Source organism: Mycobacterium sp. 852002-50816_SCH5313054-b, from assembly GCF_001667185.1.
Lineage (GTDB): Bacteria > Actinomycetota > Actinomycetes > Mycobacteriales > Mycobacteriaceae > Mycobacterium.
Genome location: NZ_LZIC01000071.1, coordinates 51214 through 71295 on the forward strand (window position 1 = coordinate 51214; position 20082 = coordinate 71295).

At 69.2% G+C, this 20082-nt stretch carries 19 protein-coding genes; 11 read left to right on the plus strand and 8 right to left on the minus strand.

Annotated elements, in window-relative coordinates:
- The first annotated feature begins 136 nt into the window (after window positions 1-136).
- Both A5787_RS15795 and A5787_RS15800 read left to right on the plus strand, forming a co-directional pair.
- A complete protein-coding gene (locus A5787_RS15795) occupies window positions 137-3232 on the plus strand; it encodes a serine/threonine-protein kinase (RefSeq protein WP_066968565.1) in 3096 nt (1031 codons plus the stop codon).
- A 121-nt stretch (window positions 3233-3353) separates the two neighbouring features.
- On the plus strand, window positions 3354-3764 hold the full coding sequence (locus A5787_RS15800; protein ID WP_156763964.1) for a hypothetical protein: 411 nt from the start codon (window positions 3354-3356) through the stop codon (window positions 3762-3764).
- Window positions 3765-3820: 56 nt separating this feature from the next.
- On the opposite strand, the gene A5787_RS15805 is transcribed toward A5787_RS15800, so the two are convergent.
- The 5 genes from A5787_RS15805 to hsaA all read right to left on the minus strand — a co-directional run bounded on the left by A5787_RS15805 (window position 3821) and on the right by hsaA (window position 8251).
- Window positions 3821-4648 carry a CHAD domain-containing protein gene (locus tag A5787_RS15805; RefSeq protein ID WP_066968568.1) on the minus strand — a complete coding sequence of 276 codons (828 nt, stop codon included), beginning with the start codon at window positions 4646-4648 and terminating at the stop codon, window positions 3821-3823.
- 63 nt (window positions 4649-4711) lie between these two features.
- Window positions 4712-5275, minus strand: a complete 564-nt coding sequence (gene hsaB / locus A5787_RS15810) for a 3-hydroxy-9,10-secoandrosta-1,3,5(10)-triene-9,17-dione monooxygenase reductase subunit (RefSeq protein ID WP_066968570.1) — start codon at window positions 5273-5275, stop codon at window positions 4712-4714.
- Between the two features lie 13 nt (window positions 5276-5288).
- Window positions 5289-6191 (minus strand): iron-dependent extradiol dioxygenase HsaC, encoded by a 903-nt coding sequence (hsaC, locus tag A5787_RS15815; RefSeq protein ID WP_066968572.1) that lies wholly within the window; start codon window positions 6189-6191, stop codon window positions 5289-5291.
- Window positions 6188-7063, minus strand: coding sequence for a 4,5:9,10-diseco-3-hydroxy-5,9,17-trioxoandrosta-1(10),2-diene-4-oate hydrolase (gene hsaD / locus A5787_RS15820; RefSeq protein ID WP_066968574.1), 876 nt, complete (start codon window positions 7061-7063; stop codon window positions 6188-6190). The genes hsaC and hsaD overlap by 4 nt, the downstream gene beginning before the upstream one ends.
- Before the next feature lie 3 nt (window positions 7064-7066).
- On the minus strand, window positions 7067-8251 hold the full coding sequence (gene hsaA, locus A5787_RS15825; RefSeq protein ID WP_066968576.1) for a 3-hydroxy-9,10-secoandrosta-1,3,5(10)-triene-9,17-dione monooxygenase oxygenase subunit: 1185 nt from the start codon (window positions 8249-8251) through the stop codon (window positions 7067-7069).
- A 149-nt stretch (window positions 8252-8400) separates the two neighbouring features.
- Here hsaA and A5787_RS15830 point away from each other — a divergent pair, with 149 nt between their 5' ends.
- Window positions 8401-9495 carry a ferredoxin--NADP reductase gene (locus A5787_RS15830; RefSeq protein WP_066968578.1) on the plus strand — a complete coding sequence of 365 codons (1095 nt, stop codon included), beginning with the start codon at window positions 8401-8403 and terminating at the stop codon, window positions 9493-9495.
- A gap of 28 nt (window positions 9496-9523) precedes the next feature.
- Window positions 9524-10057: a hypothetical protein gene (locus A5787_RS15835; RefSeq protein WP_066968580.1), complete on the plus strand. Its 534-nt coding sequence runs from the start codon at window positions 9524-9526 to the stop codon at window positions 10055-10057.
- A 67-nt stretch (window positions 10058-10124) separates the two neighbouring features.
- Here A5787_RS15835 and A5787_RS15840 read toward each other — a convergent pair whose 3' ends face one another.
- A complete protein-coding gene (locus A5787_RS15840; protein WP_066968582.1) occupies window positions 10125-11000 on the minus strand; it encodes a hypothetical protein in 876 nt (291 codons plus the stop codon).
- Between the two features lie 109 nt (window positions 11001-11109).
- Window positions 11110-13221: an acyl-CoA dehydrogenase gene (locus A5787_RS15845; protein ID WP_066968583.1), complete on the minus strand. Its 2112-nt coding sequence runs from the start codon at window positions 13219-13221 to the stop codon at window positions 11110-11112.
- 269 nt (window positions 13222-13490) lie between these two features.
- Between A5787_RS15845 and kstR the strand changes: the two genes are divergently transcribed.
- On the plus strand, window positions 13491-14096 hold the full coding sequence (gene kstR, locus A5787_RS15850) for a cholesterol catabolism transcriptional regulator KstR (protein WP_197507172.1): 606 nt from the start codon (window positions 13491-13493) through the stop codon (window positions 14094-14096).
- Here kstR and A5787_RS15855 read toward each other — a convergent pair.
- Window positions 14093-15175, minus strand: coding sequence for a LacI family DNA-binding transcriptional regulator (locus A5787_RS15855; RefSeq protein ID WP_066968587.1), 1083 nt, complete (start codon window positions 15173-15175; stop codon window positions 14093-14095). The two genes, kstR and A5787_RS15855, sit on opposite strands and share 4 nt — an antisense overlap.
- A gap of 126 nt (window positions 15176-15301) precedes the next feature.
- On the opposite strand from A5787_RS15855, the gene A5787_RS15860 reads away from it, so the two are divergent.
- The 6 genes from A5787_RS15860 to A5787_RS15885 form a co-directional block, all read left to right on the plus strand.
- A complete protein-coding gene (locus A5787_RS15860; RefSeq protein ID WP_066968589.1) occupies window positions 15302-16204 on the plus strand; it encodes a metal ABC transporter solute-binding protein, Zn/Mn family in 903 nt (300 codons plus the stop codon).
- Between the two features lie 8 nt (window positions 16205-16212).
- Window positions 16213-17034, plus strand: coding sequence for a metal ABC transporter ATP-binding protein (locus A5787_RS15865; RefSeq protein ID WP_066968591.1), 822 nt, complete (start codon window positions 16213-16215; stop codon window positions 17032-17034).
- The gene (locus A5787_RS15870) at window positions 17031-17891 is read left to right on the plus strand and encodes a metal ABC transporter permease (protein WP_066968609.1); all 861 of its coding nucleotides are present in this window, start codon (window positions 17031-17033) and stop codon (window positions 17889-17891) included. The genes A5787_RS15865 and A5787_RS15870 overlap by 4 nt, the downstream gene beginning before the upstream one ends.
- A gap of 31 nt (window positions 17892-17922) precedes the next feature.
- Window positions 17923-18633 carry a sensor domain-containing protein gene (locus A5787_RS15875; protein WP_066968593.1) on the plus strand — a complete coding sequence of 237 codons (711 nt, stop codon included), beginning with the start codon at window positions 17923-17925 and terminating at the stop codon, window positions 18631-18633.
- A 39-nt stretch (window positions 18634-18672) separates the two neighbouring features.
- Complete coding sequence (locus tag A5787_RS15880) at window positions 18673-19431, plus strand: LamB/YcsF family protein (RefSeq protein ID WP_066968595.1); 759 nt, start codon at window positions 18673-18675, stop codon at window positions 19429-19431.
- Window positions 19431-20082, plus strand: a 652-nt coding sequence (locus A5787_RS15885) for an MBL fold metallo-hydrolase (RefSeq protein WP_066968611.1), incomplete at its 3' end; no start/stop codon positions are given. The genes A5787_RS15880 and A5787_RS15885, both read left to right, overlap by 1 nt.

Genomic DNA, 20082 nt, shown 5'->3' on the forward strand with positions numbered 1-20082 from the left:
CCCGTTGCACCCACAAGCGGTTGGCCAAACAGATCGTGGCTTGATAACGAAGCGCGCCGAAAGATATACCCGCGGGGTTGCGGGAGTTACTCTTGAGCTCTCTGAGCTCCATGAACCGGAGGTTAAGCGCCGAGGAATGCCCGAAGAACCCAGGTCCGACGGCGTCGCGTCGGTGTCCGGCGGAATTGCCACGGAGCTGGCGGCCGCCGGTTTCGAGGATGCACGCCAGGTGGCCAGGGGTGGCGCCGGCGTCATCTATCTCTGTTACGAGACGGCACTGGGCCGAAACGTTGCGGTAAAGATGCTGCCGTCGCACATGGACGAGGAGAGCCGGGAACGTTTCCTGCGCGAAGGCTACGCGATGGGCGGGCTGTCCGGGCATCCGAACATCGTCAACATCCTGCGGGTCGGCGTCACCGCCAGTAACCGCCCATTCATCGTGATGCCCTACCACTCCGCGGATTCCCTGGCGGTGCGGTTGCGCCGGGAGGGACCGGTGTCCTGGCCCGAGGCCTTGCGGATCGGCGTAAAGCTTTGCGGCGCACTGGAGACCGCGCATCGGGCCGGGACGCTGCATCGCGACATCAAGCCCGCGAACATCCTCATCAACGACTACGGCGAACCGCAGTTGAGCGATTTCGGCATCGCCCACATCGAGGGCGGCTACGAGACCGCGACCGGGTTCTTCTCCGGCACGATCGATTACACCGCGCCCGAGGTGATGACGGGTAGCCCGGCGACGGTTGCCGCCGACATGTACTCACTCGGTGCCACCATTTATGCCCTCATCGCCGGCAACGCCGCCCACGAGCGCCGGAAGGGCGAAGACCTGATCGCGCAGTATCTGCGGATCAGCACCACCGGGGTCCCGGACATGCGCCCCGACGGAATCCCGGACGCGGTGTGCTCGGCGATCGAGAGGGCGATGGCGCTCGACCCGGCCGATCGCCCCGCCTCGGCCGAGGAGTTCGGCCGAGAACTGCAGGCCGCGCAGCGCCTCAACGGCCTGAAGCCCGATGCGATGGCGATCACCGGTCCCGCAGTCGCCCCCAACACCAACGGCGGGGAAGCGCAGCCGCCCGCTCACGACGGAGCGACCTCGGCGATCGGCGCGCCGATCGGTCACGAGGACACGAACCAGACCGCGCCGCTTTCTCCCTCGGGGCCCGATCCTGGTGAATATTCCGAAGCGGCCAGCCTGTTGCGCAGCGGGCACGGCATGGAAACACAGCCCGAGACGCCGGCCGGCGACTCGAACGGCCCGCCGCGCGAGGCCCGCAGCGCTGCGCCGCCGCCTGTCCCGCCGCCCTGGCGCAAACCGGCGGCGGTGCGGGTGAAGGAGTGGTTCGCGGAACCGGGTAAGACGCGGAGCCGCGTGGGCCTGGTCGTGGGTGCGGCCGCCGTCGTCGCCGTGTTGGTGGCCGGCGCCGTCTTTCTCGGGCTCAGGCCCAACGACAGCCACCACACCGCCGCGAGCGCGCCGACCACCGCGGCCCCGGCGGCGTGGAAACCGATCACCAACGCTCGCGTCGCGCGCGACGCGGTCGCTACCACCCAGGCCGACGGCACGATCTGGGTATTCGGCGGCATTCGAGGCGACGGCGCCGCCACCACCAGGCACGAGGGCTACGACCCCGCCATCGACGAATGGAAGGGCGGCGACGATATGCCGGTGGCGCTGCAGCATGCGGCGGCGGTCACGTGGCAGGGAAACCCGGTCGTGCTCGGCGGCTGGAAGACGGACAACGGCAAAAACATTGCCAGCGACCAGGTTTGGCGCGTCGTCAACAGTCGCTGGGTGGAGCTGCCGCACTTGTTACAGCCCAGGGCGGCAGCCGCGGCGGCGGTGGCCGGAGACCGCCTCGTCGTCACCGGCGGCGTGGATGCCAACGGCGCGCTGCTGAACACGACCGAGGTCTTCGACGGCAACTCGTGGAGCCTGGGTGCGCCCATACCGACACCGCGGCAGCTGCTGGCCGCGGCGTCGGACGGAAAGCTGGTGTATGCGGTGGGTGGCAGTAACCGCGGCTCGGACCTGGCCACGGTCGAGGCGTATGACCCCGCCGCGAAGACGTGGACGGCGCTGGCCGCACTTCCGCAGCCGCGCAGCGACCTGGGCGTGGCGATCGCCGACGGACGCCTGGTCGCGGTCGGGGGCGTGTCGTCGGGGCAGGTGCTGAAGAGCGTCTCCGTCTTGGACCTCATGATGAAAACCTGGGACGGCCTGCCGGACATGGCGACGGCGCGACACGGGATGGCCGTGGCCGCGGTCGAGAAGTCCGTGTACGCGATCGGTGGGTCGACGGCCGTCGGGGATAGCCAGCTGGTGTCGACGGCCGAAGCGCTGAAGCTGCCGGCCCGGCAGATTCAGCCCGCGTCGCAATGGCGTTCCCTGCCCGACGCGCCGACGCCCCGGTTGATGATGGCGTGGGCCGTGCAGGGCGACAAGATCTGGCTCATGGGTGGCCTGCGCAACGGCGCCACCCTGCAGACGGTCGAGAGCTACGACCCGCGCACCGGGACCTGGGAGACCGGACCGCCGTTGCCCATCCCCCTGCATCACGCGGCGGCGGCGACCTACCGCGGCGAGGTGGTCGTGCTCGGGGGTACCAGCGACAACATCGCGGATGCGTCCAACAAGGTCTTCGCGCTGCGCGGCGGCAACTGGGCGGAACTACCAAGCCTGACCCACGCCCGGGCGGCGCCGGCGGCGGCCGCGGCCGGTGACAAGCTCGTCGTCGTCGGCGGCCAGAACGACAAGCAGCTCGTCCCCCAGACCGAGGTCTTCGACGGCAACTCCTGGAGGGACGCCGCCGACATGCCCATCCCCCGCGAACACCTGGCCGCGGTGTCGGACGGCACCTACGTATACGCGATCGGCGGCAGGTTCTTGTCCTCCGACAAGAACTCCGCGGCGCTGGAACGGTTCGATCCCGGATCGGGGAAATGGACCACCTTGGTGGGCATGCCGACGCCGCGCGGGAGCTATGGCGCCGCGTACCTCGACGGCCGGATCGTGGTGGTCGGCGGCGAGGAACCGACGATGGTGCTGAACGTGGTCGAGATGTACGACATCGCGGCCGGCAAATGGAGCACCATCACCCCCATGACGACGCCCCGCCACGCCGCGGCGGTGGCGGCGGTCGGCAACACGGTGTACTGCATCGGTGGCGCGAACCGGCCGACCCACGAAGGCCCCATCGCGACCGTCGAGGCGCTCGACTTCAGGTAGCCACGCACCAGCCGGGCTCGGCTTGTTTTATATCTGTCGAATATGGGGAAACCGGTACGGACGGGCCGCACACACACCCACAAACCGACCGGAGCCCCTGATGAGCAGCACTATTTGGATCGTGATCGCCGTGATCGTGGCGGTCCTGGTGATCGCCGCCGTGATCTTCGCGGCGAACAGAGCGACGCGTCGCCGCCGGCAGCGGCAGGCCGAAGAGATTCGCCAACAGGCCACCGTCGCGTCGTCGCGGGTCGAACGGCGGCAAGCGCTCGCCGACGAGACGGCCGCCAAGGCGCGTGCGGCGCAGGCCGAGGCCGAAGCCAAGGCGGCCGAAGCCGCAAGGCTGCAGGAACGAGCCGCCAGTCACCACAGCGACGCGGCGACATCCCGCGAGCAACTCGAGGATCAGTTGAAGCGCGCCGACAGCCTCGACCCGAACGTCAGGGAAACAGATGAGACGGCCGGGGAGGCGTCGCACGAGCCAGTGGCCGACGCGGAATCCGCTCGACCTCGCCGGCCCGCATCAGGCTAAAGACCCGGGCACACCCGATGGCCCGCCCCCCTCAAGCGGGCCATCGGGTGTGCCTCTCACACGAGCTGCAACGCGCCTTCCCGGCATCGGCGGGCGATCTGTTGCTCGCGCGCGTACAACATGCCGTAGCTGAAACCGTTCTCGCCCACCGTCGTGCCCGCCGTCAACGCCATCTGCCGAAGCGCCTCGGTGGCGACGACGGTGTCCTGGTGGTCACCGAGCAGGCCTTGAATCTTCTTGTAGTGCTTGATGGTTCGCTTGGCGCGCTTATCCAGTGGCTTGCGCAGTTCGGCGGCGTAGCGAGCGCGCTTGGCGGCCTTGCGCGCCTTGTGCAGCATTACGTCGTCACCGGAGTCGAGCGCCGCGACCAGCCGCCGATCCGCCTTGCGTTGCGCCCCCCGGGCCCGCTTGCGCAGCGCCTTGGCGGAGAGCCGTTGGCCGATGGGCGGTTCGTCGCGCCACCGGCGCAGCGCCGCCTGCAGCCGGTGGTAGCGGTCGGAGTCCATCGCCTCGCTCAGCCGGGCGCGGGCCGGCAGCTCGACTGCCCGCAGATCGCTGCGGATCCGCGAGCGGACGGGACCGAGAATCAGCTCCTCGGGCATCGCGTCCAGGGCCGCGGCGAACCGGCGCCTTTGAACCTGACAGTCGCGGACGTCGCCGAGCAGTCCCGCATACCACTTCAGTTCGCGATCCAGGTCGCCCGTGTCGCCGTCGAGGAGCTTGGCGAAGACGCGCAGCGTGCTGCGGAATCGCCGGGTCGCGACGCGGGTGTCGTGAATGGTGTCCGGGTTTTCCCCGTGGCGCAGCTCGGAGTCGCCCTTCTCTATCTGATCGACCTGAGCGTTGAGGTAGTCGATCAACGCCCGTGTCGCCGGTGAGCGCATGACACCACGCATTCCCGCAAGTGCGCGGCTGCCAAACATGGGCTCGCCGCCGCGCGCGAGGTACTACAGCCAGGTGTCCTGAGTGGTCGTCGTGAGGAACGCCTCCAGGTCGTCGCGCCACTGAGCCGGCGTGGTCTTGTCGGGCTCGATGCCGGTGTAGTCACCGCGATAGAACAGCAGCGGCCGCGGCTTGATCTTGGGGGCTTCGGACAGCGATTGGACCGCACCGAACACCACGAAGTGGTCCCCGCCGTCGTGCACGGACGCCACGGTGCAATCGATGTAGGCGAGCGAGCGGTCGATGATCGGTGAACCCAATTCCGATGGGTGCCAGTCTATTCCGGCGAATTTGTCGGGCTCCTTGGACCCGAACCGGGCCGACACGTCCTGCTGCTGCTCGGTCAGCACGTTGACGCAGAACCGGCCGGTTGCCTCGATGGCCTTCCACGACCGCGAGACTTTGGTGGGGCAGAACAGCACCAGCGGGGGGTCCAGCGACAGCGCGGCAAAAGACTGGCAGGCAAAGCCGATCGGGACGTCGTCGTGCACGGTGGTGATGATGGTGATCCCGGTGCAGAACTGACCCAGCACCTGCCGGAAGGCTCGCGCATCGATCTGTGCCGACATGGTTGGTCTCCGGCTAGGTTCGGAAGCCGACCGTGAAGTCGTGGCCCCAGAGGCTCACGGCGGTGCTTTCCCGGGCGATCCAGCCGTGGTCGTCGACTTTCCTGCCCTCACAACCGAACTCGACGTCGAACCCCCCGGGTGTCTTCATGTAGAAGGACAACATCAGGTCGTTGACGTGGCGGCCCAGCGTGGCCGACATCGGCACCTTGCGGCGCAGCGCCCGGTCCAGGCACAGACCGACGTCGTCGGACTCTTCGACCTCGACCATCAGGTGCACGATGCCGCTGGGGGTTTGTCCGGGCATGAAGGCGAGGGTGTGATGACGCGGGTTGCAGCCCAAGAACCGCAGCCAGACCGGCGCCCCGTCGGCGGGCCGCCCCACCACCTGCGGCGGCAGGCGCATCGAGTCGCGCAGCGTGAAGCCCAGCACATCCCGGTAGAAGTGCAGCGTCTCCTCGTCGTCGCGGGTGGTCAGCACCACGTGCCCCAGGCCCTGCTCGCCGGTGACAAACGTGTGTCCGTACGGGCTGACCACCCGGCGGTGTTCCAGGGCGGCGCCATGGAACACCTCGAGGCAGTTCCCCGACGGGTCGGAGAACCGGATCATCTCGTCGACCCGGCGGTCCGCCAGCTCGGCCGCGGTGGCCTCCTTGTACGGCGTGCCCTCCACGTCGAGCCGGTTTCGGATCTCTTGCAGGCCTTCGGCGTTCGCGCATTCCCAGCCGGCCTCGCTCAGCTGGTCGCGCTCGCCGGGCACGATGACCAGCCGGGCCGGGAAGTCGTCCATCCGCAAATAGAGCGCACCCTCGGTGCTGCCCTTGCCTTCGACCATGCCGAGCACCTTCAGGCCGTACTCGCGCCAGGCCGCCACGTCGGTGGCCTCGATGCGCAGATAGCCCAGCGACCGGATACTCATCGCGCGCCTCCCAGGAAATCAACGGTGAGCTTGTTGAATTCGTCGAACTTCTCCACCTGCGCCCAATGCCCACATTGCCCGAAAACATGCAGCTGCGCACGCGGAATGGTCTTCAGCGCCACCAGCGCCCCGTCCAGCGGGTTGACCCGGTCCTCACGCCCCCAGATCAGCAGCACCGGCTGGCGCAGCCTGTACACCTCGCGCCACATCATGCCCAGCTCAAAGTCGGCCCCCGCGAACGACATTCCCATCGCCCGGGTCGCCGTCAGCGACTCCGGCGTGCTGGCCAACGCGAAGCGCTGGTCCACCAACTCGGGGGTGATCAGGTTCTTGTCGTAGACCATTACCCGCAGGAAGGCTTCGAGGTTCTCCCGGGTGGGCGCCATGGAGAACGCCGACAGCCGCTTGACGCCTTCGGTCGGATCCGGCGAGAACAGGTTGACGCTCAGCCCGCCGGGGCCCATCAACACCAGGCGCCCGGCCCGGTCGGGGTAGTCGAGCGCGAACCGGACCGCGGTGCCCCCGCCCAGCGAATTGCCCACCAGCGGAACGCGTCCCAGGCCCAGCTGGTCGAAGAGACCGTTGAGCGCCCGCGCGGCGTAGCGGTTGAACTGCCCGTGCTCCGCCCGTTTGTCGGAATGTCCGTACCCGGGCTGATCGACGGCCAGCACATGGAACCGCTCCGCCAGCACCGCGATGTTCCGCGAGAAGTTGGTCCAGCTCGACGCGCCGGGGCCGCCGCCGTGCAGCAGCACCACGGTCTGGTCGTTGCCGGCCCCCGCCTCGTGATAGTGCAGCTTCAGCGGTCCGTCGACGTCGACCTCCACGAACCGCGAGGTGGACTCGAAGGTCAGCTCTTCTGTAGCCGTCATGCCCTAGACCATGGTGTCGCCAGGCGGCAACCCGAATTCGTTGTTCCCGAAGATCACGTAGGCACGCTCGGGGTCGTTGGCCGCGTGCACCCGCCCGGCGTGCGCGTCGCGCCAGAACCGTTGCACCGGTTGGTCGTTGGCCAGCGCGGTGGCGCCGGACGCCTCGAACAAGCGGTCGACCGCGGAGATCGACCGGCCGGTGGCGCGCACCTGGTCGCGGCGGGCGCGGGCGCGCAGTTCGAACGGGATCTCCTTGCCGGCGGACAGCAGCGCGTACTCGTCGGCGACGTTGCCGCTCAGCTGCCGCCACGCGGCGTCGATGTCGCTGGCCGCCTCGGCGATGCGGACCTTGGCGAACGGGTCGTCCTTGGCCTTCTCGCCGGCGAACGCCGCCCGCACCCGCTTGCCCTGGTGCTCCACGTGCGCGTCGTACGCGCCGTAGGCCATGCCGACGATCGGCGCCGAGATGGTGGTGGGATGCATGGTGCCCCACGGCATCTTGTACACCGCGGCGGTGTTGGTCTCGTAGCCGCCCGCGGTGCCGTCGTTCATCGCCTTGTAGGACAGGAACCGGTGCCGGGGCACGAAGACGTCCTTGACGACCAGCGTGTTGCTGCCGGTGCCGCGCAGGCCCACCACGTGCCACACGTCGTCGATGCGGTACTCGCTGCGGGGGATGAGGAAGCTGCCGAAGTCAACCGGCCGGCCGTCCTTGATCACCGGGCCGCCCACGAACGTCCACGAGGCGTGGTCGCAGCCCGACGACCAGTTCCACGAGCCGTTCACCAGGTAGCCGCCGTCGGTCACGACGCCGGCGCCCATCGGGGCGTACGACGACGAGATGCGGGTCTTGGGGTCGTCGCTCCAGACGTCCTCCTGGGCCTGCTGGTCGAACAGCGCCAGGTGCCAGTTGTGCACGCCGATGATCGAGCTCACCCACCCGGTGGACCCGCAGGCGCTGGCCAGTCGCCGGACGGCCTCGTAGAACAGCGTGGGGTCGCACTGCAGCCCGCCCCACTGCTCGGGCTGCAAGAGGGTGAAGAACCCGACGTCCTCGAGCTCCTGGACGGTCTGGTCGGGCAGCCTGCGCAGATCCTCTGTCGCCTGGGCGCGCTCCCGGATCTTCGGAAGTAGATCGTCGATCCCAGCCAACACCGACTGCGCATCGCGCTGTTGAATGGACGTCACGTAAGTTTGCCTCCCCGGGAGTGCGGACTTACCCAGAAGACTAGAACACGTTCCGATTTGTGTCGAGCAGGGTATTCCTGCGGCTGGTAGCGATACGAATCCGCTTTTCTATAACATGTTCTAGTTGCCAGGAAAGGAAGGGACGGGTCTTGACGGAAGCGGATCTGGACCAAGCACCCGACGAGCCGCTCGGCGACCACGTCCTCGAACTATTGATCGCCGAGGTCGTCTCCGAAACCGAGGAGGCGCGATCGCTGGTGTTCGCGGTGCCGGATGCGCCCGGCGATCCGGACATCCCGCCGGAGCGGCTCCGGTACGCCCCGGGGCAGTTCCTGACGTTGCGCGTGCCCAGCGAGCGCACCGGCTCGGTCGCGCGGTGCTACTCGCTGTGCAGCTCGCCGTTCACCGACGATGCGCTGACCGTCACGGTGAAGCGGACCGCGGACGGCTACGCGTCGAACTGGCTGTGCGAACACGCCCACGCGGGCATGCGCATCCACGTGCTGGCGCCCTCGGGCAACTTCGTGCCCAAGACCCTCGACGACGACTTTCTGCTGATGGCGGCCGGCAGCGGGATCACGCCGATCATGTCGATCTGCAAGTCGGCGCTCGCCGAGGGCAGCGGGCAGGTGACGCTGGTCTATGCCAACCGCGACGACCGGTCGGTGATCTTCGCCGACGCGCTGCGCGAGCTGTCCGCGAAGTATCCCGACCGGCTCACGGTGGTGCACTGGCTGGAATCGCTGCAGGGATTGCCCAGCGCGACCGCCCTGGCCAAGCTCGCGTCGCCCTTCACCGATCGGCCGGTGTTCATCTGCGGCCCGGGCCCCTTCATGGAAGCGGCGCGGGTTGCGCTGAACGGGCTGGAAGTGCCTGCGGCACAGGTGCATATCGAGGTGTTCAAGTCGCTGGAGTCGGATCCGTTCGCGGCGGTGAAGATCGAGGACACCGCCGAGGGAGACCAGCCGCCGGCCACGGCGGTGGTGGAGCTGGACGGCGAAACACACACCGTGTCGTGGCCACGCAACGCCAAGCTGCTCGACGTGCTGCTCGCGAAGGGTTTGGATGCGCCGTTCTCGTGCCGGGAGGGACATTGCGGGGCGTGTGCCTGCACCCTGCGCACCGGCAAGGTCAGCATGGAAGTCAACGACGTCCTGGAGCAGCAGGATCTCGACGACGGCGTGATTTTGGCCTGTCAATCTCACCCGGAATCTGATTCGGTAGAAGTCACCTACGACGAGTAGTCGCGTAGCGAACCGGAAGGGGGCGCCAATGAAGCGGCTATTGCCGGGATTTGCGGCCGTCGGAGCCGTGCTGGCGCTGCTGCCGAGTCCGGTCGCTGCGGCGGCGAGCAACACCGCCACCACCCTGTTCCCGCTGGACGGCCCCAACCAGCTGGAGACCCACGCCTTCCTCAATTGCTTCAAGGCCGACGGCCACTGCGACTTCACCGTCGGGGCCGACATGCTCACCCCCGACGGCGCGACCGGCTTCCCACCGGGCCTGTGGGCTCGCCAAACGACCGAGATTCGATCGCCTAATCGGCTGGCCTACCTGGACACCCACGCCAGCGGCCAGTACGAGCGGGTCCACAAGGCGATGGGATCCGACGAGATCACCACCGTGTACTTCGGTGAGGGACCGCCGGACAAGTACCAGACGAGCGGGCGCATCGACTCGACCGACTGGCAGACGGGCCAGCCCAAGACCGACATCAACGTGATCGCCTGCACGCACATCCAGGTGGTCTACGGCGGCGTCAACATCACCTCGCCGAGCACCTGCGCGCAGACGACGTTCTCTTAGCGCCGAGCCGGTAAATATGCACACGAAGTGCGAGTGATGCCATGCAAAATTGCAGGCTCGGCGGGAGTCATCCCGCCAACGGGACGATGACCGTTCCGCCGGATCGCCAACCCCGAGCAAGCAGGGCCCGCCGGACGCGGTCGATGACATCCGCGGGCTTGTCCTCGGCGATCACGCGAATGACGATCCAGCCCAATTCCGCGAGCTTTCGCAGTCGCCAGTGGTCCTTCACGAACTGACGCCGATCGCTGCGGTGTTGGTCGCCGTCATACTCCGCAGCCACGCCGAACTCCGGCCAGCCCATGTCGAGCATGGCCAGGGCCCAGTAGCCCTCGACCACCGGAATCTGGGTGATCGGCGTGGGCAAGCCCGCGTCGATGAGCAAGAGCCGCAACCAGGTCTCCTTCGGCGACGCCGCACCGCCGTCGACGAGCCGTAAGACGGACCGCAGCCGTCGCACCCCGCGCGCGGCGGGGTGTCGTTCGGCAAGCAGCAGCACCTCCTCCGCGGCATACGGGGTCGCCCGCATCAGCGCGTCGAGGCGCGCGACCGCCTGCCCCCGCGGCAGGTGCCGACCCAAGTCGTACGCCGTTCGTACAGCAGTGGTGACCGGCAATCCCGCGACGCGGGCGATTTCGTCGTCCGCCAGCTGCTGCTCACGCGCGACTATCCCGCGCGGCGGGCGCGTGTTCGACCAGACCAACTCGATGGGGATATCGGCGTCGACCCACCGAGCGCCATGCAACGCCGACGCCGCAACGCCTGACACGATCGCGCCGCGCCGCGACCACAACCATGCGCCTTCGGTCCTCTGCCTCAGCGAAAGCTGTTGACCTCTAGTGGCATACACGCCTGGGTAGATCCGCTGATACCAGCGTCGCAGCTCGTGCCGCGTCACAACTCCCCGCGCAACGGCTTCGCTAGCGATCAACACCCCGGCCATGGGCCGAATAGTGCCCCACGGCACCGACACGTCGCCGAGCCGGTAAATCCGCAGACAAAGTGCGAGTAAGGGCCTGCAAAATTACAGGCTCGGCGAATGCGTTGCGCCGCTAGCGCGGCAGGCCGAGAAGCCGCTCGGCGGCAACGGTGAGCAGGATCTGCTCGGTGCCACCGGCGATGGTGAGGCACCGGGTGTTGAGGAAGTCGAAGACCGCTTGGTTGTGGACGAGCCCGCCGCCCTCGCAGACGTCCATCGCGTATTCGGCGAGAGCCTGCCGGTAGCGGACGCCGATCAGCTTGCGCACGCTGGACTGCGCGCCGGGGTCCTGGCCGCCCACAGCCAGTTGCGCGATGCGCTGGTCCAGCAGCGCGCCCGTCTGGGCGATGGCGATCAGCCGCCCCAGCCGGTCTTGCTGCGCGGCGTCGAGGTCCAGCTCGGCCAGCACCCGCAGCAGCTCCTCCATCGGGTTGCCCAGCGCGGTGCCGGTGGCCATCGCGACCCGCTCGTTGGCCAGCGTGGTCCGCGCCAGCCGCCAGCCGTCGTTCACCGTGCCAACCACCATCTCGTCGGGGACGAACACGTTGTCCAGGAAGACCTCGTTGAACAGTGAGTCACCGGTGATCTCGCGCAGCGGCCGGATCTCGATGCCCGGTGATTTCATGTCCACCAGGAAGTAGGTGATGCCCTTGTGCTTCGGGGCGTCGGGATCGGTACGCGCGAGGCACACGCCCCAGCGCGCCTTGTGCGCGGCGGACGTCCACACCTTCTGCCCGGTGAGCAGCCAGCCGCCGTCACCCCGCACCGCCTTGGTCCGCAGCGACGCCAGGTCGGACCCGGCGCCGGGCTCGGAAAACAGCTGACACCAAAGGAATTCGCCGCGCAGCGTGGCGGGCACGAACTGTTCGATCTGGTCGGGCGTCCCATGCTCGAGGATGGTCGGCGCCGCCCACCAGCCGATCACCAGGTCCGGCCGCGCCACCCCGGCCGCGGCCATTTCCTGATCGATCAGCAACTGCTCGGCGGGTGACGCGTTGCGCCCGTACGGCGGCCGCCAGTGCGGGGCCTGCAGCCCGGCCTCGGCCAGGGCGGCCTGGCGCCCCGCCTCGGGCAGCGCGGCGACCTCGGCGACCGCCGCCGCGATCTCCGGGCGCAGGCCCTCCACCTCCGAAAGGTCGATACCCAGGCGGCGGCGCACCCCCGCCTGGGTCAGGGCGGTGATGCGGCGCAACCACCGTTCGGTGCCGCCGAGAAACCGGCCGATGGCGTGGGCCCGGCGCAGGTACAGGTGCGCGTCGTGCTCCCAGGTGCAGCCGATGCCGCCGAGCACCTGGATGCAATCCTTGACGTTCGCCTTGACGGCGGCGATGCAGATTCCCGCGGCCAACGCGGCCGCGATCGAAAACTGGTCCGCATCGGGATCCGCGGCGGCGCGCGCGGCGTCGGCGGCGGCTACCTCGGCCTGCTCGGCGCGGCAGAGCATCTCGGCGCACAGGTGTTTGACGGCCTGGAAGCTGCCGATCGGCTTGCCGAACTGCTCGCGCACCTTGGCGTAGGCGACCGCGGTGTCCAGCGACCACCGGGTGATGCCGGCCGCCTCGGCCGCCAGCACGGTCGCGGCCAATTCCTCGACCCGCTGCGCCGACTCCCCGATCACGGTGACCGGCGCCGACGTCAGCACCACCCGGGCCAACGGCCGGGAGAAGTCGGCGGCGCGCAGCGGCTCGACCTGCACGCCCTCGCCGTCGGTGTCGACGAGCAGCCACTTCCCGTCAGCGGGCAAAAGTACGACTGCACCCGCCGCGCCGCCCAGCACCCACGGCAGGGTGCCCGACGCGCGTGCCGCCGCGCCGTCGAGGCGCACGTCACCTTCCAGCGCCACCCCGGCGAAGCGTTCCCCGGACGCCAGTGCGGCCAGCAGTTCGGGGTCATCGACGACGAGCGTCGCCAGCGCGGTCGTCGCGACCGGCCCGGCGATCAGCGCCTTGGCCGCTTCCTCGACCATCGCGCACAGATCCTCGATGCGGCCGCCCGCCCCGCCGCGGTCCTCCGGGATCGCCACCCCGAACAGCCCCAGGTCGGCCAGGCCGGCGAAGACCGGCCGCCACGCGTCCGGGTTGCCCTGCTCGACGTCGCGTACGGCCCCGCTCGAACACGAGCTTCGCGCCCAGTCGCGCACCAGCGCACGCGCGGCGAACTGTTCGTCGGTGACGGTCGCTACCACCCTCGGGTCCTCCGCGTGCCTGGTTCGGGATGAAGGGGCTCTAAAGCCCACTAGAACGTGTTCTAATAGTGCCAGCGATCGAGCGTCAAGTCGAACGCCATTACAGCAGTACACGTGGTTGTCCCTGCTGCGGGGAGGTGGGAAATTTACGCAAAGCATGCGTATCGTTTGCGAACGAACCACCTGAAAAAGGAGCCTTTCCTCAGATGTCGTCAGCCAACCCGACTTCGGCCCGCGTCCCTGACTCGCAGCCGCGCGAGGTCATGAACGTGGCGGTACTGGCTGAATCGGAACTCGGTTCGGAAGCGCAGCGGGAGCGTCGCAAACGCATCCTGGACGCCACCATGGCCATCGCGTCCAAGGGCGGCTACGAGGCCGTGCAGATGCGGGCCGTGGCCGACCGAGCCGACGTGGCGGTGGGGACGCTGTACCGGTATTTCCCCTCCAAGGTGCATCTTCTGGTGTCGGCGCTCGGCCGGGAGTTCAGCCGCATCGACGCCAAGACCGATCGCTCCTCGGTCGCCGGTGGCACGCCGTTTCAGCGGCTCAACTTCATGGTCGGCAAGCTTAACCGGGCGATGCAACGCAATCCGCTGCTCACCGAGGCGATGACGCGCGCCTACGTCTTCGCCGACGCGTCGGCGGCCAGCGAGGTCGACCAGGTCGAGAAGCTCATCGACAGCATGTTCGCGCGGGCGATGGCCGACGGCGAACCGACCGAGGACCAGTACCACATCGCGCGGGTGATCTCGGACGTGTGGCTGTCGAACCTGCTCGCGTGGCTCACCCGGCGCGCCTCGGCGACCGACGTCAGCAAGCGGCTGGACCTGGCCGTGCGGTTGTTGATCGGCGACCAGGAGTCCCCCAAGGCCTAGGCGGGCGGCCCCGCGGTACGCCCCCGAATCAGCTCTGTCCCAAGGAGTTCCACGACCGGCAGGCCGGATCGCGGGGGCTTCAGTAGGAGCTCACCCGCCCGTCGGCCCTTCTGCAGGCTCGGCTGCGCCACCGTGGTCAACCCGCGGCCGACGGCGTCGGGCACGCCGTCGAACCCCGTGACGCTCATCTGACCCGGCACGTAAATGCCGTGTGCGCGAAGGTAATCCATGGCGGACAGGGCCAAGATGTCCGCGGTGCACATCAGCGCGGTGATCCGCGGGTTCGCCTCCAGCGCCGCCCTGGCGGCAGTGCCGCCCGATTCGGGGAGGTGCTCGTAGCTCTCCACCACGGTCAGCGAATCCGGATCGACACCGGCGGCCGCCATCGCCTCCCACACCCCGATCACGCGCTCGCGCTGGACGTCGAACGCCGGCGACCGGAGCCGCTCGGCGTCCACCAGCCCCTGCCGGCGTTCCCGGCCCAGCCGCATGGTCAGCAATCCGATCTCGCGGTGCCCCAGCCCGAGCACATAGTCGGCCAGCGCACGCATCGCCGCCCGGTCGTCGATGCCGACCCGGGACACACCGGCCAGCCCCTTGGGCTGGTCGACCACCACGACCGGCAGCCGGCGCTGCAGCACCACCTGCAGGTAGGGGTCGTCCTCGCAGACCGAATACACCACGAACCCGTCCACGCCGGCGCCGAGCACGGCGGCCGTTCCGTCGTCGAGGCTGCGGCTTGCGCCCACGGCGACCAGAAGCAGCCCCTGCCCGAGTTCTTCGCAGGATTGCGCCACCCCGGCGACGAAATCGCGCGCCGCCGGGTCGTTGAAGAAGTAGGTCAGCGGTTCGGCCATCACCAAACCCACCGCGCCGGCCTTGCGGGTCCGCAGCGACCGCGCCACCGGGTCGGGTCCCGCATAACCCAGCCGCTTCGCCGTCGCCAACACCCGTTCGCGTAGGTCGGCGGAGAGCTGGTCCGGCCGGTTGAAGGCATTCGAGATGGTGGTGCGCGAAACCTTCAGCTCGTCCGCCAATGACGCCAGAGTCGCACGCCGGCGCGGGGTGGGACTCCTCACGTCCGGTGACGCTACAGCGGCGGCCCGCCGTGGGCGCCTACCAGGCCGCACGACGCCACTTTCTAATGGAAACGATTTTCATTAGTATTATGGGCGGCTGCCGGGCCGGCGAGAGGACAACACAAGGTGCATGTAGGGCGTTGGCTGCCGGTCGTCCTGACCGTTGGGGTCGTCGTCGCCGGCTTGGCGGCGATCACCGGGTGCGGTGGGGCGACGCGCCCCCGCGCGGCCATCGTGGTGGCCTCCACCGACGTGTGGGGCAGCGTGGCCAGCGCCGTCACCGGCCGCCACGTCGCCGTCAAGTCCATCCTCACCGGCTCCGACACCGACCCGCACTCCTACATGGCCAGTCCCTCGGACGCCGCCGCACTCACCGACGCCGCCCTGGTCGTCTACAACGGCGGCGGTTACGACCCCTGGGTGGACCAGGTGCTGGCCAGGCATCCGGGCATCAACTCGGTCGACGCGTACTCGTTCGTCCCTGCCGCCGGCGACGAGCCCCGCAACGAGCACGTGTTCTACGACCTGAACGTGGCCAAGTCGGTGGCCTCATCGATCGCCGACCGGATGGCGGCCATCGACCCGGCCAACGCCGCCGGCTACCGGGCCAACGCCGCCGCGTTCGGCCGCGGCGCCGACTCGATCGCCAGCTCCGAGCACGCCATCGCCCGCGCATACCCTGAGGCGGCGGTCATCGCGACCGAGCCCGACGTCGACTACCTGCTGGCCGCGGCCGGCTTGGTGAATCGCACCCCGGTCGCGTTGGCCGCGGCCGGCGAGAACGAAACCGATCCCGCGCCGTCGGACATGGCAGCCGTGCTCGACATGATCGACCACCGGCGGGTCTCGGCGCTGCTGATCAACCCGCAGACGTCCAGCTCCGCGGTCAGCGGCCTCGCGAGCGCCGCACGGCGCGCGGGCGTGCCGGTCACCGAGGTGACCGAGACGCTGCCCGACGGCAGCGACTACCTCACCTGGCAGCGCGACACCGTCAACCAGCTGCTCGCCGCGTTGCGGTCGAGCCGATAAGCCCGCCCATGAGCGTCGAAGCGGTCCGGGCCGTCGCCGGTCACGCCCACACCGTGTCGCTGAGCGGCGCGCGGCTGGCGTTCGGCGACCGGGTGCTGTGGGACCACCTCGACCTGTCGGTGTCGCCCGGCGAATTCATCGCCGTGCTCGGCCCCAACGGCAGCGGAAAGACGTCGTTGCTCAAGGTCCTGCTCGGGCAGCTGCCGCTGAGCGCCGGCCTGGCGCTGGTGGACGGAAGACCGGTCGCGTCGGGCAGCGGAAGCATCGGCTATGTGCCGCAACACCGCCCGATGGACCGGGACGTGATGCTGCGGGGGCGCGACCTGGTGCGGCTGGGCATCGACGGGCGACGCTGGGGCGTTGGGCCGCTGCGATCGGCCGACCGGGCCCGGCGCGCCGCCGTGTCCGAGGCGCTGCGCCAGGTCAACGGCGACCAGCTGGCCGACGTTCGGGTCGGCGTGATGTCGGGAGGCGAACTGCAGCGGGTGCGCATCGCCCAGGCCCTGGCCAGCGACCCGAGGCTGATGCTCTGCGACGAACCGCTGCTGACCCTGGACCCGGCGAACGCGAAGCTGGTGTCCGCGCTCATCGACCGGCGCCGCCGCGACGCCGGAACCACGGTCATCGTCGTCACGCACGAAATCAACACGATCCTGTCGTACGTGGACCGGGTGCTCTATCTCGTCGACGGCAGGTTCGAGATCGGCACCGTCGAGCAGGTGATGACCAGCCAGACGCTCTCGGCGTTGTACCGGGCCGACATCGAGGTGGCCAAGGTCAGGGACGGCTACGTGGTGGTGGGCGAGCCGGACGACGGGTGCGGCGGATGAACCACCGGCTCGCCGGGATGCTGGGCCACCTGTTCTCCTTCGACATCACTGCCGACCTGCTACACCACGATTTCGTCCAGCAGGCGCTGCTGGCCGGCGCGCTGCTGGGGCTGGTGGCCGGGCTGATCGGGCCGTTCATCGTGATGCGCCAGATGTCGTTCGCCGTGCACGGATCCAGCGAATTGTCTTTGACCGGAGCCGCTTTCGCGCTGCTGGTCGGGTTCGAGGTGGGCGCGGGCGCGCTGATCGGCAGCGCGCTGGCGGCGGCGCTGTTCGGCGTTCTGGGTCAACGGGCCCGGGAACGCGACTCGGTGATCGGCGTGGTCCTGGCGTTCGGTTTGGGTCTGGCGGTGCTGTTCATCCACCTCTACCCGGGACGGACCGGGACCGCTTTCGCGCTGCTGACGGGCCAGATCGTGGGCGTCGGCTACACGGGCCTGGCCATGCTCGCGCTGGTGTGCCTGCTCGTGATCGCCGTGCTGGGCACGTGCTATCGGCCGCTGCTGTTCGCCACCGTCGACCCGGACGTCGCGGCGGCGCGGGGGGTCCCGGTGCGCGCCCTGGGCATCGTGTTCGCGGCGCTGGTCGGCGTGGTGGCCGCTCAGGCCGTGCAGATCGTCGGGGCCTTGCTGGTGATGTCGTTGCTGATCACTCCGGCCGCCGCGGCCGCCCGGCTGGTCGCCTCGCCGGCCGCGGCGGTGCTGGCCTCCGTGGCCTTCGCGGAAGTCGCCGCCGTCGGCGGCATCCTGCTGTCGCTGGCGCCCGGCGTTCCGGTATCGGTGTTCGTCGCGACCATCTCGTTTGTCATCTACCTGTTTTGCTGGCTCGTCGGGCGACGGCGCGAGGTTGCCACTTAAGCTGGTCGCACAACGTGGGAGGGGGCCAGCAGTGCGCCAGCGACGCACCGCGCTTGTACTCGCCGGGGTGGCCGCCTTCGCCGCCGGCTGCACCACCGTCGCGGGCGGCAAGGCCGTCCCCGCAGACCATTCCGGCCCCCTGCCGCAGAACCCCGTTGCGGTGTCGGCCCTCGAGGGGCTGCTGCTCGACGCGAACCAGATCAACACCGCGCTGAAGGCGACATCGATGAAGGTGTGGTTTTCCGCCGACTCGATGTGGGACTGGAGCTCGAGCATCAGCGACAAGGACTGCCTGCCGCTCGACGGGCCCGCACAGGACAAGGTCTATGTGGGCACCGGATGGACCGCCATCCGCGGCCAGCGGCTCGATGACAGCGTCGACGACGCCAAGGGTCGCGACCACTACGCCATCCAGGCCGTGATCGCGTACCCGTCGGCGCGCGACGCCAACGCCTTCTACACCGCCTCGGCGCAGAGCTGGTCCGCCTGCGCCAACCGGCGGTTTTCGGATCTGCCCCAGGGCAAGCCTCCCGTCGTGTGGACGGTGGCCGGGATCAACAAGGTCAGCGGCACGCTCAGTACGTCCGAAGTTCAGGAAGGCGGCGACGGGTGGACCTGCCAACGGGCTCTAACCGTGCGCAACAACGTCGCCATCGACGTACTGGCGTGCGCCTCCCCCCTGGCCGGTGGCTCGGCGGTCGGCATTGCCGAGCAGATCGCGGCCAAGGTGGCCCGGCAGTAGGCGGTGCGGCGGCCTTCGCACGGCCCATAAGCTAGGCGGATGGCCGGTATCGACCTCAACGCCGACTTGGGTGAGGGATTTGGCGTTTGGCGCCTCGGTGATGACGACGCCATGCTCGGCATCGTCACCAGCGCCAACGTGGCATGCGGGTTCCATGCCGGGGATCCGGTGGGCCTGCTGCGGGTGTGCCGGTCGGCCGCCGAGCGCGGAGTGCGCATCGGGGCGCAGGTGAGCTACCGAGACCTGGCCGGATTCGGCAGGCGCTACATCGACGTCGCCCACGACGACCTGGTCGCCGATGTCGTGTACCAGATCGGCGCGCTGCAGGCGATCGCGGCGGCGTCCGGGTCGACGGTGTGCTACGTCAAACCCCATGGGGCGCTGTACAACACCATCGTGACCGATCGAGAACAGGGCGCCGCCGTCGCCGAGGCGGTGCGCATGGTGGATCCGGGCCTGCCGGTGCTGGGCATGGCGGGTTCGGCGTTTTTCGACGAGGCCGCCGGCCGTGGCCTGCGCACCGTGGCCGAGGCGTTCGCCGACCGCGCCTACCAACCCAACGGCCAGCTGGTTTCGCGTCGCGAACCCGGCGCGGTGCTGCGCGATCCGGCGGAGATCGCGGACCGCGTGGTAGCAATGGTGACCTCCGGGCGGGTCACCGCGATCGACGACACGCAGATCGATATCACCGTGGAATCGGTTTGCGTGCACGGAGATTCGCCCGGCGCGGTGCAGATCGCGACCGCGGTTCGGGATCGGCTCGCCGCGGCCGGCGCCGACGTCAGGGCATTTTGCTGATGCGACTCAAACCCGGCCGTCCCGATCTGGCGCGATATTCGGACCGGTTCGACGTGCCGGCCGCCGGGCCCGAGTCGCCGCTGTCGGCGACGTGGCTGGGTGTGGCGACGCTGCTGATCGACGACGGGTCGTCGGCACTGCTGACCGACGGCTACTTCTCGCGGCCCAGCCTGACGCGGGTGGCGGCCGGCAAGGTGTCGCCGTCACCGGCCCGGGTGGACGGCTGCCTGGCCCGCGCCGGGGTGTCGCGGCTGGAGGCCGTCATCCCGGTGCACACCCACATCGACCACGCGCTGGACTCCGCGCTGGTCGCCGACCGCACCGGCGCGCGGCTGGTCGGCGGTGAGTCGGCGGTCAACGTCGGGCGCGGCTACGGGCTGCCCGAGGACCGCCTTACCGTCGCGACCTCGGGCGATCCAATTCGATTGGGCGCCTACGACGTAACGCTGGTTGCGTCGCATCATTGCCCGCCGGACCGGTTCCCCGGGGTGATCGACGCACCGCTGCGACCGCCGGTCCGCGCATCGGCTTACCGCTGCGGCGAGGCCTGGTCGACGCTGGTGCACCACCGGCCGTCGGGCCGACGGCTGCTGATCCAGGGCAGCGCCGGCTTCGTCGAAGGCGCGCTGGACGGGCGGCGCGCGGACGCCG

Bases quoted from the DNA above. Each gene is read 5' to 3' on its own strand.
- A5787_RS15795 (WP_066968565.1), top strand. From the start codon at position 137: ATGCCCGAAGAACCCAGGTCCGACGGCGTCGCGTCGGTGTCCGGCGGA.
- A5787_RS15805 (WP_066968568.1), bottom strand. From the start codon at position 4,648: ATGCGCTCACCGGCGACACGGGCGTTGATCGACTACCTCAACGCTCAG.
- hsaB (WP_066968570.1), bottom strand. From the start codon at position 5,275: ATGTCGGCACAGATCGATGCGCGAGCCTTCCGGCAGGTGCTGGGTCAG.
- hsaC (WP_066968572.1), bottom strand. From the start codon at position 6,191: ATGAGTATCCGGTCGCTGGGCTATCTGCGCATCGAGGCCACCGACGTG.
- hsaD (WP_066968574.1), bottom strand. From the start codon at position 7,063: ATGACGGCTACAGAAGAGCTGACCTTCGAGTCCACCTCGCGGTTCGTG.
- A5787_RS15835 (WP_066968580.1), top strand. From the start codon at position 9,524: ATGAAGCGGCTATTGCCGGGATTTGCGGCCGTCGGAGCCGTGCTGGCG.
- A5787_RS15840 (WP_066968582.1), bottom strand. From the start codon at position 11,000: ATGGCCGGGGTGTTGATCGCTAGCGAAGCCGTTGCGCGGGGAGTTGTG.
- A5787_RS15865 (WP_066968591.1), top strand. From the start codon at position 16,213: ATGAGCGTCGAAGCGGTCCGGGCCGTCGCCGGTCACGCCCACACCGTG.
- A5787_RS15870 (WP_066968609.1), top strand. From the start codon at position 17,031: ATGAACCACCGGCTCGCCGGGATGCTGGGCCACCTGTTCTCCTTCGAC.
- A5787_RS15880 (WP_066968595.1), top strand. From the start codon at position 18,673: ATGGCCGGTATCGACCTCAACGCCGACTTGGGTGAGGGATTTGGCGTT.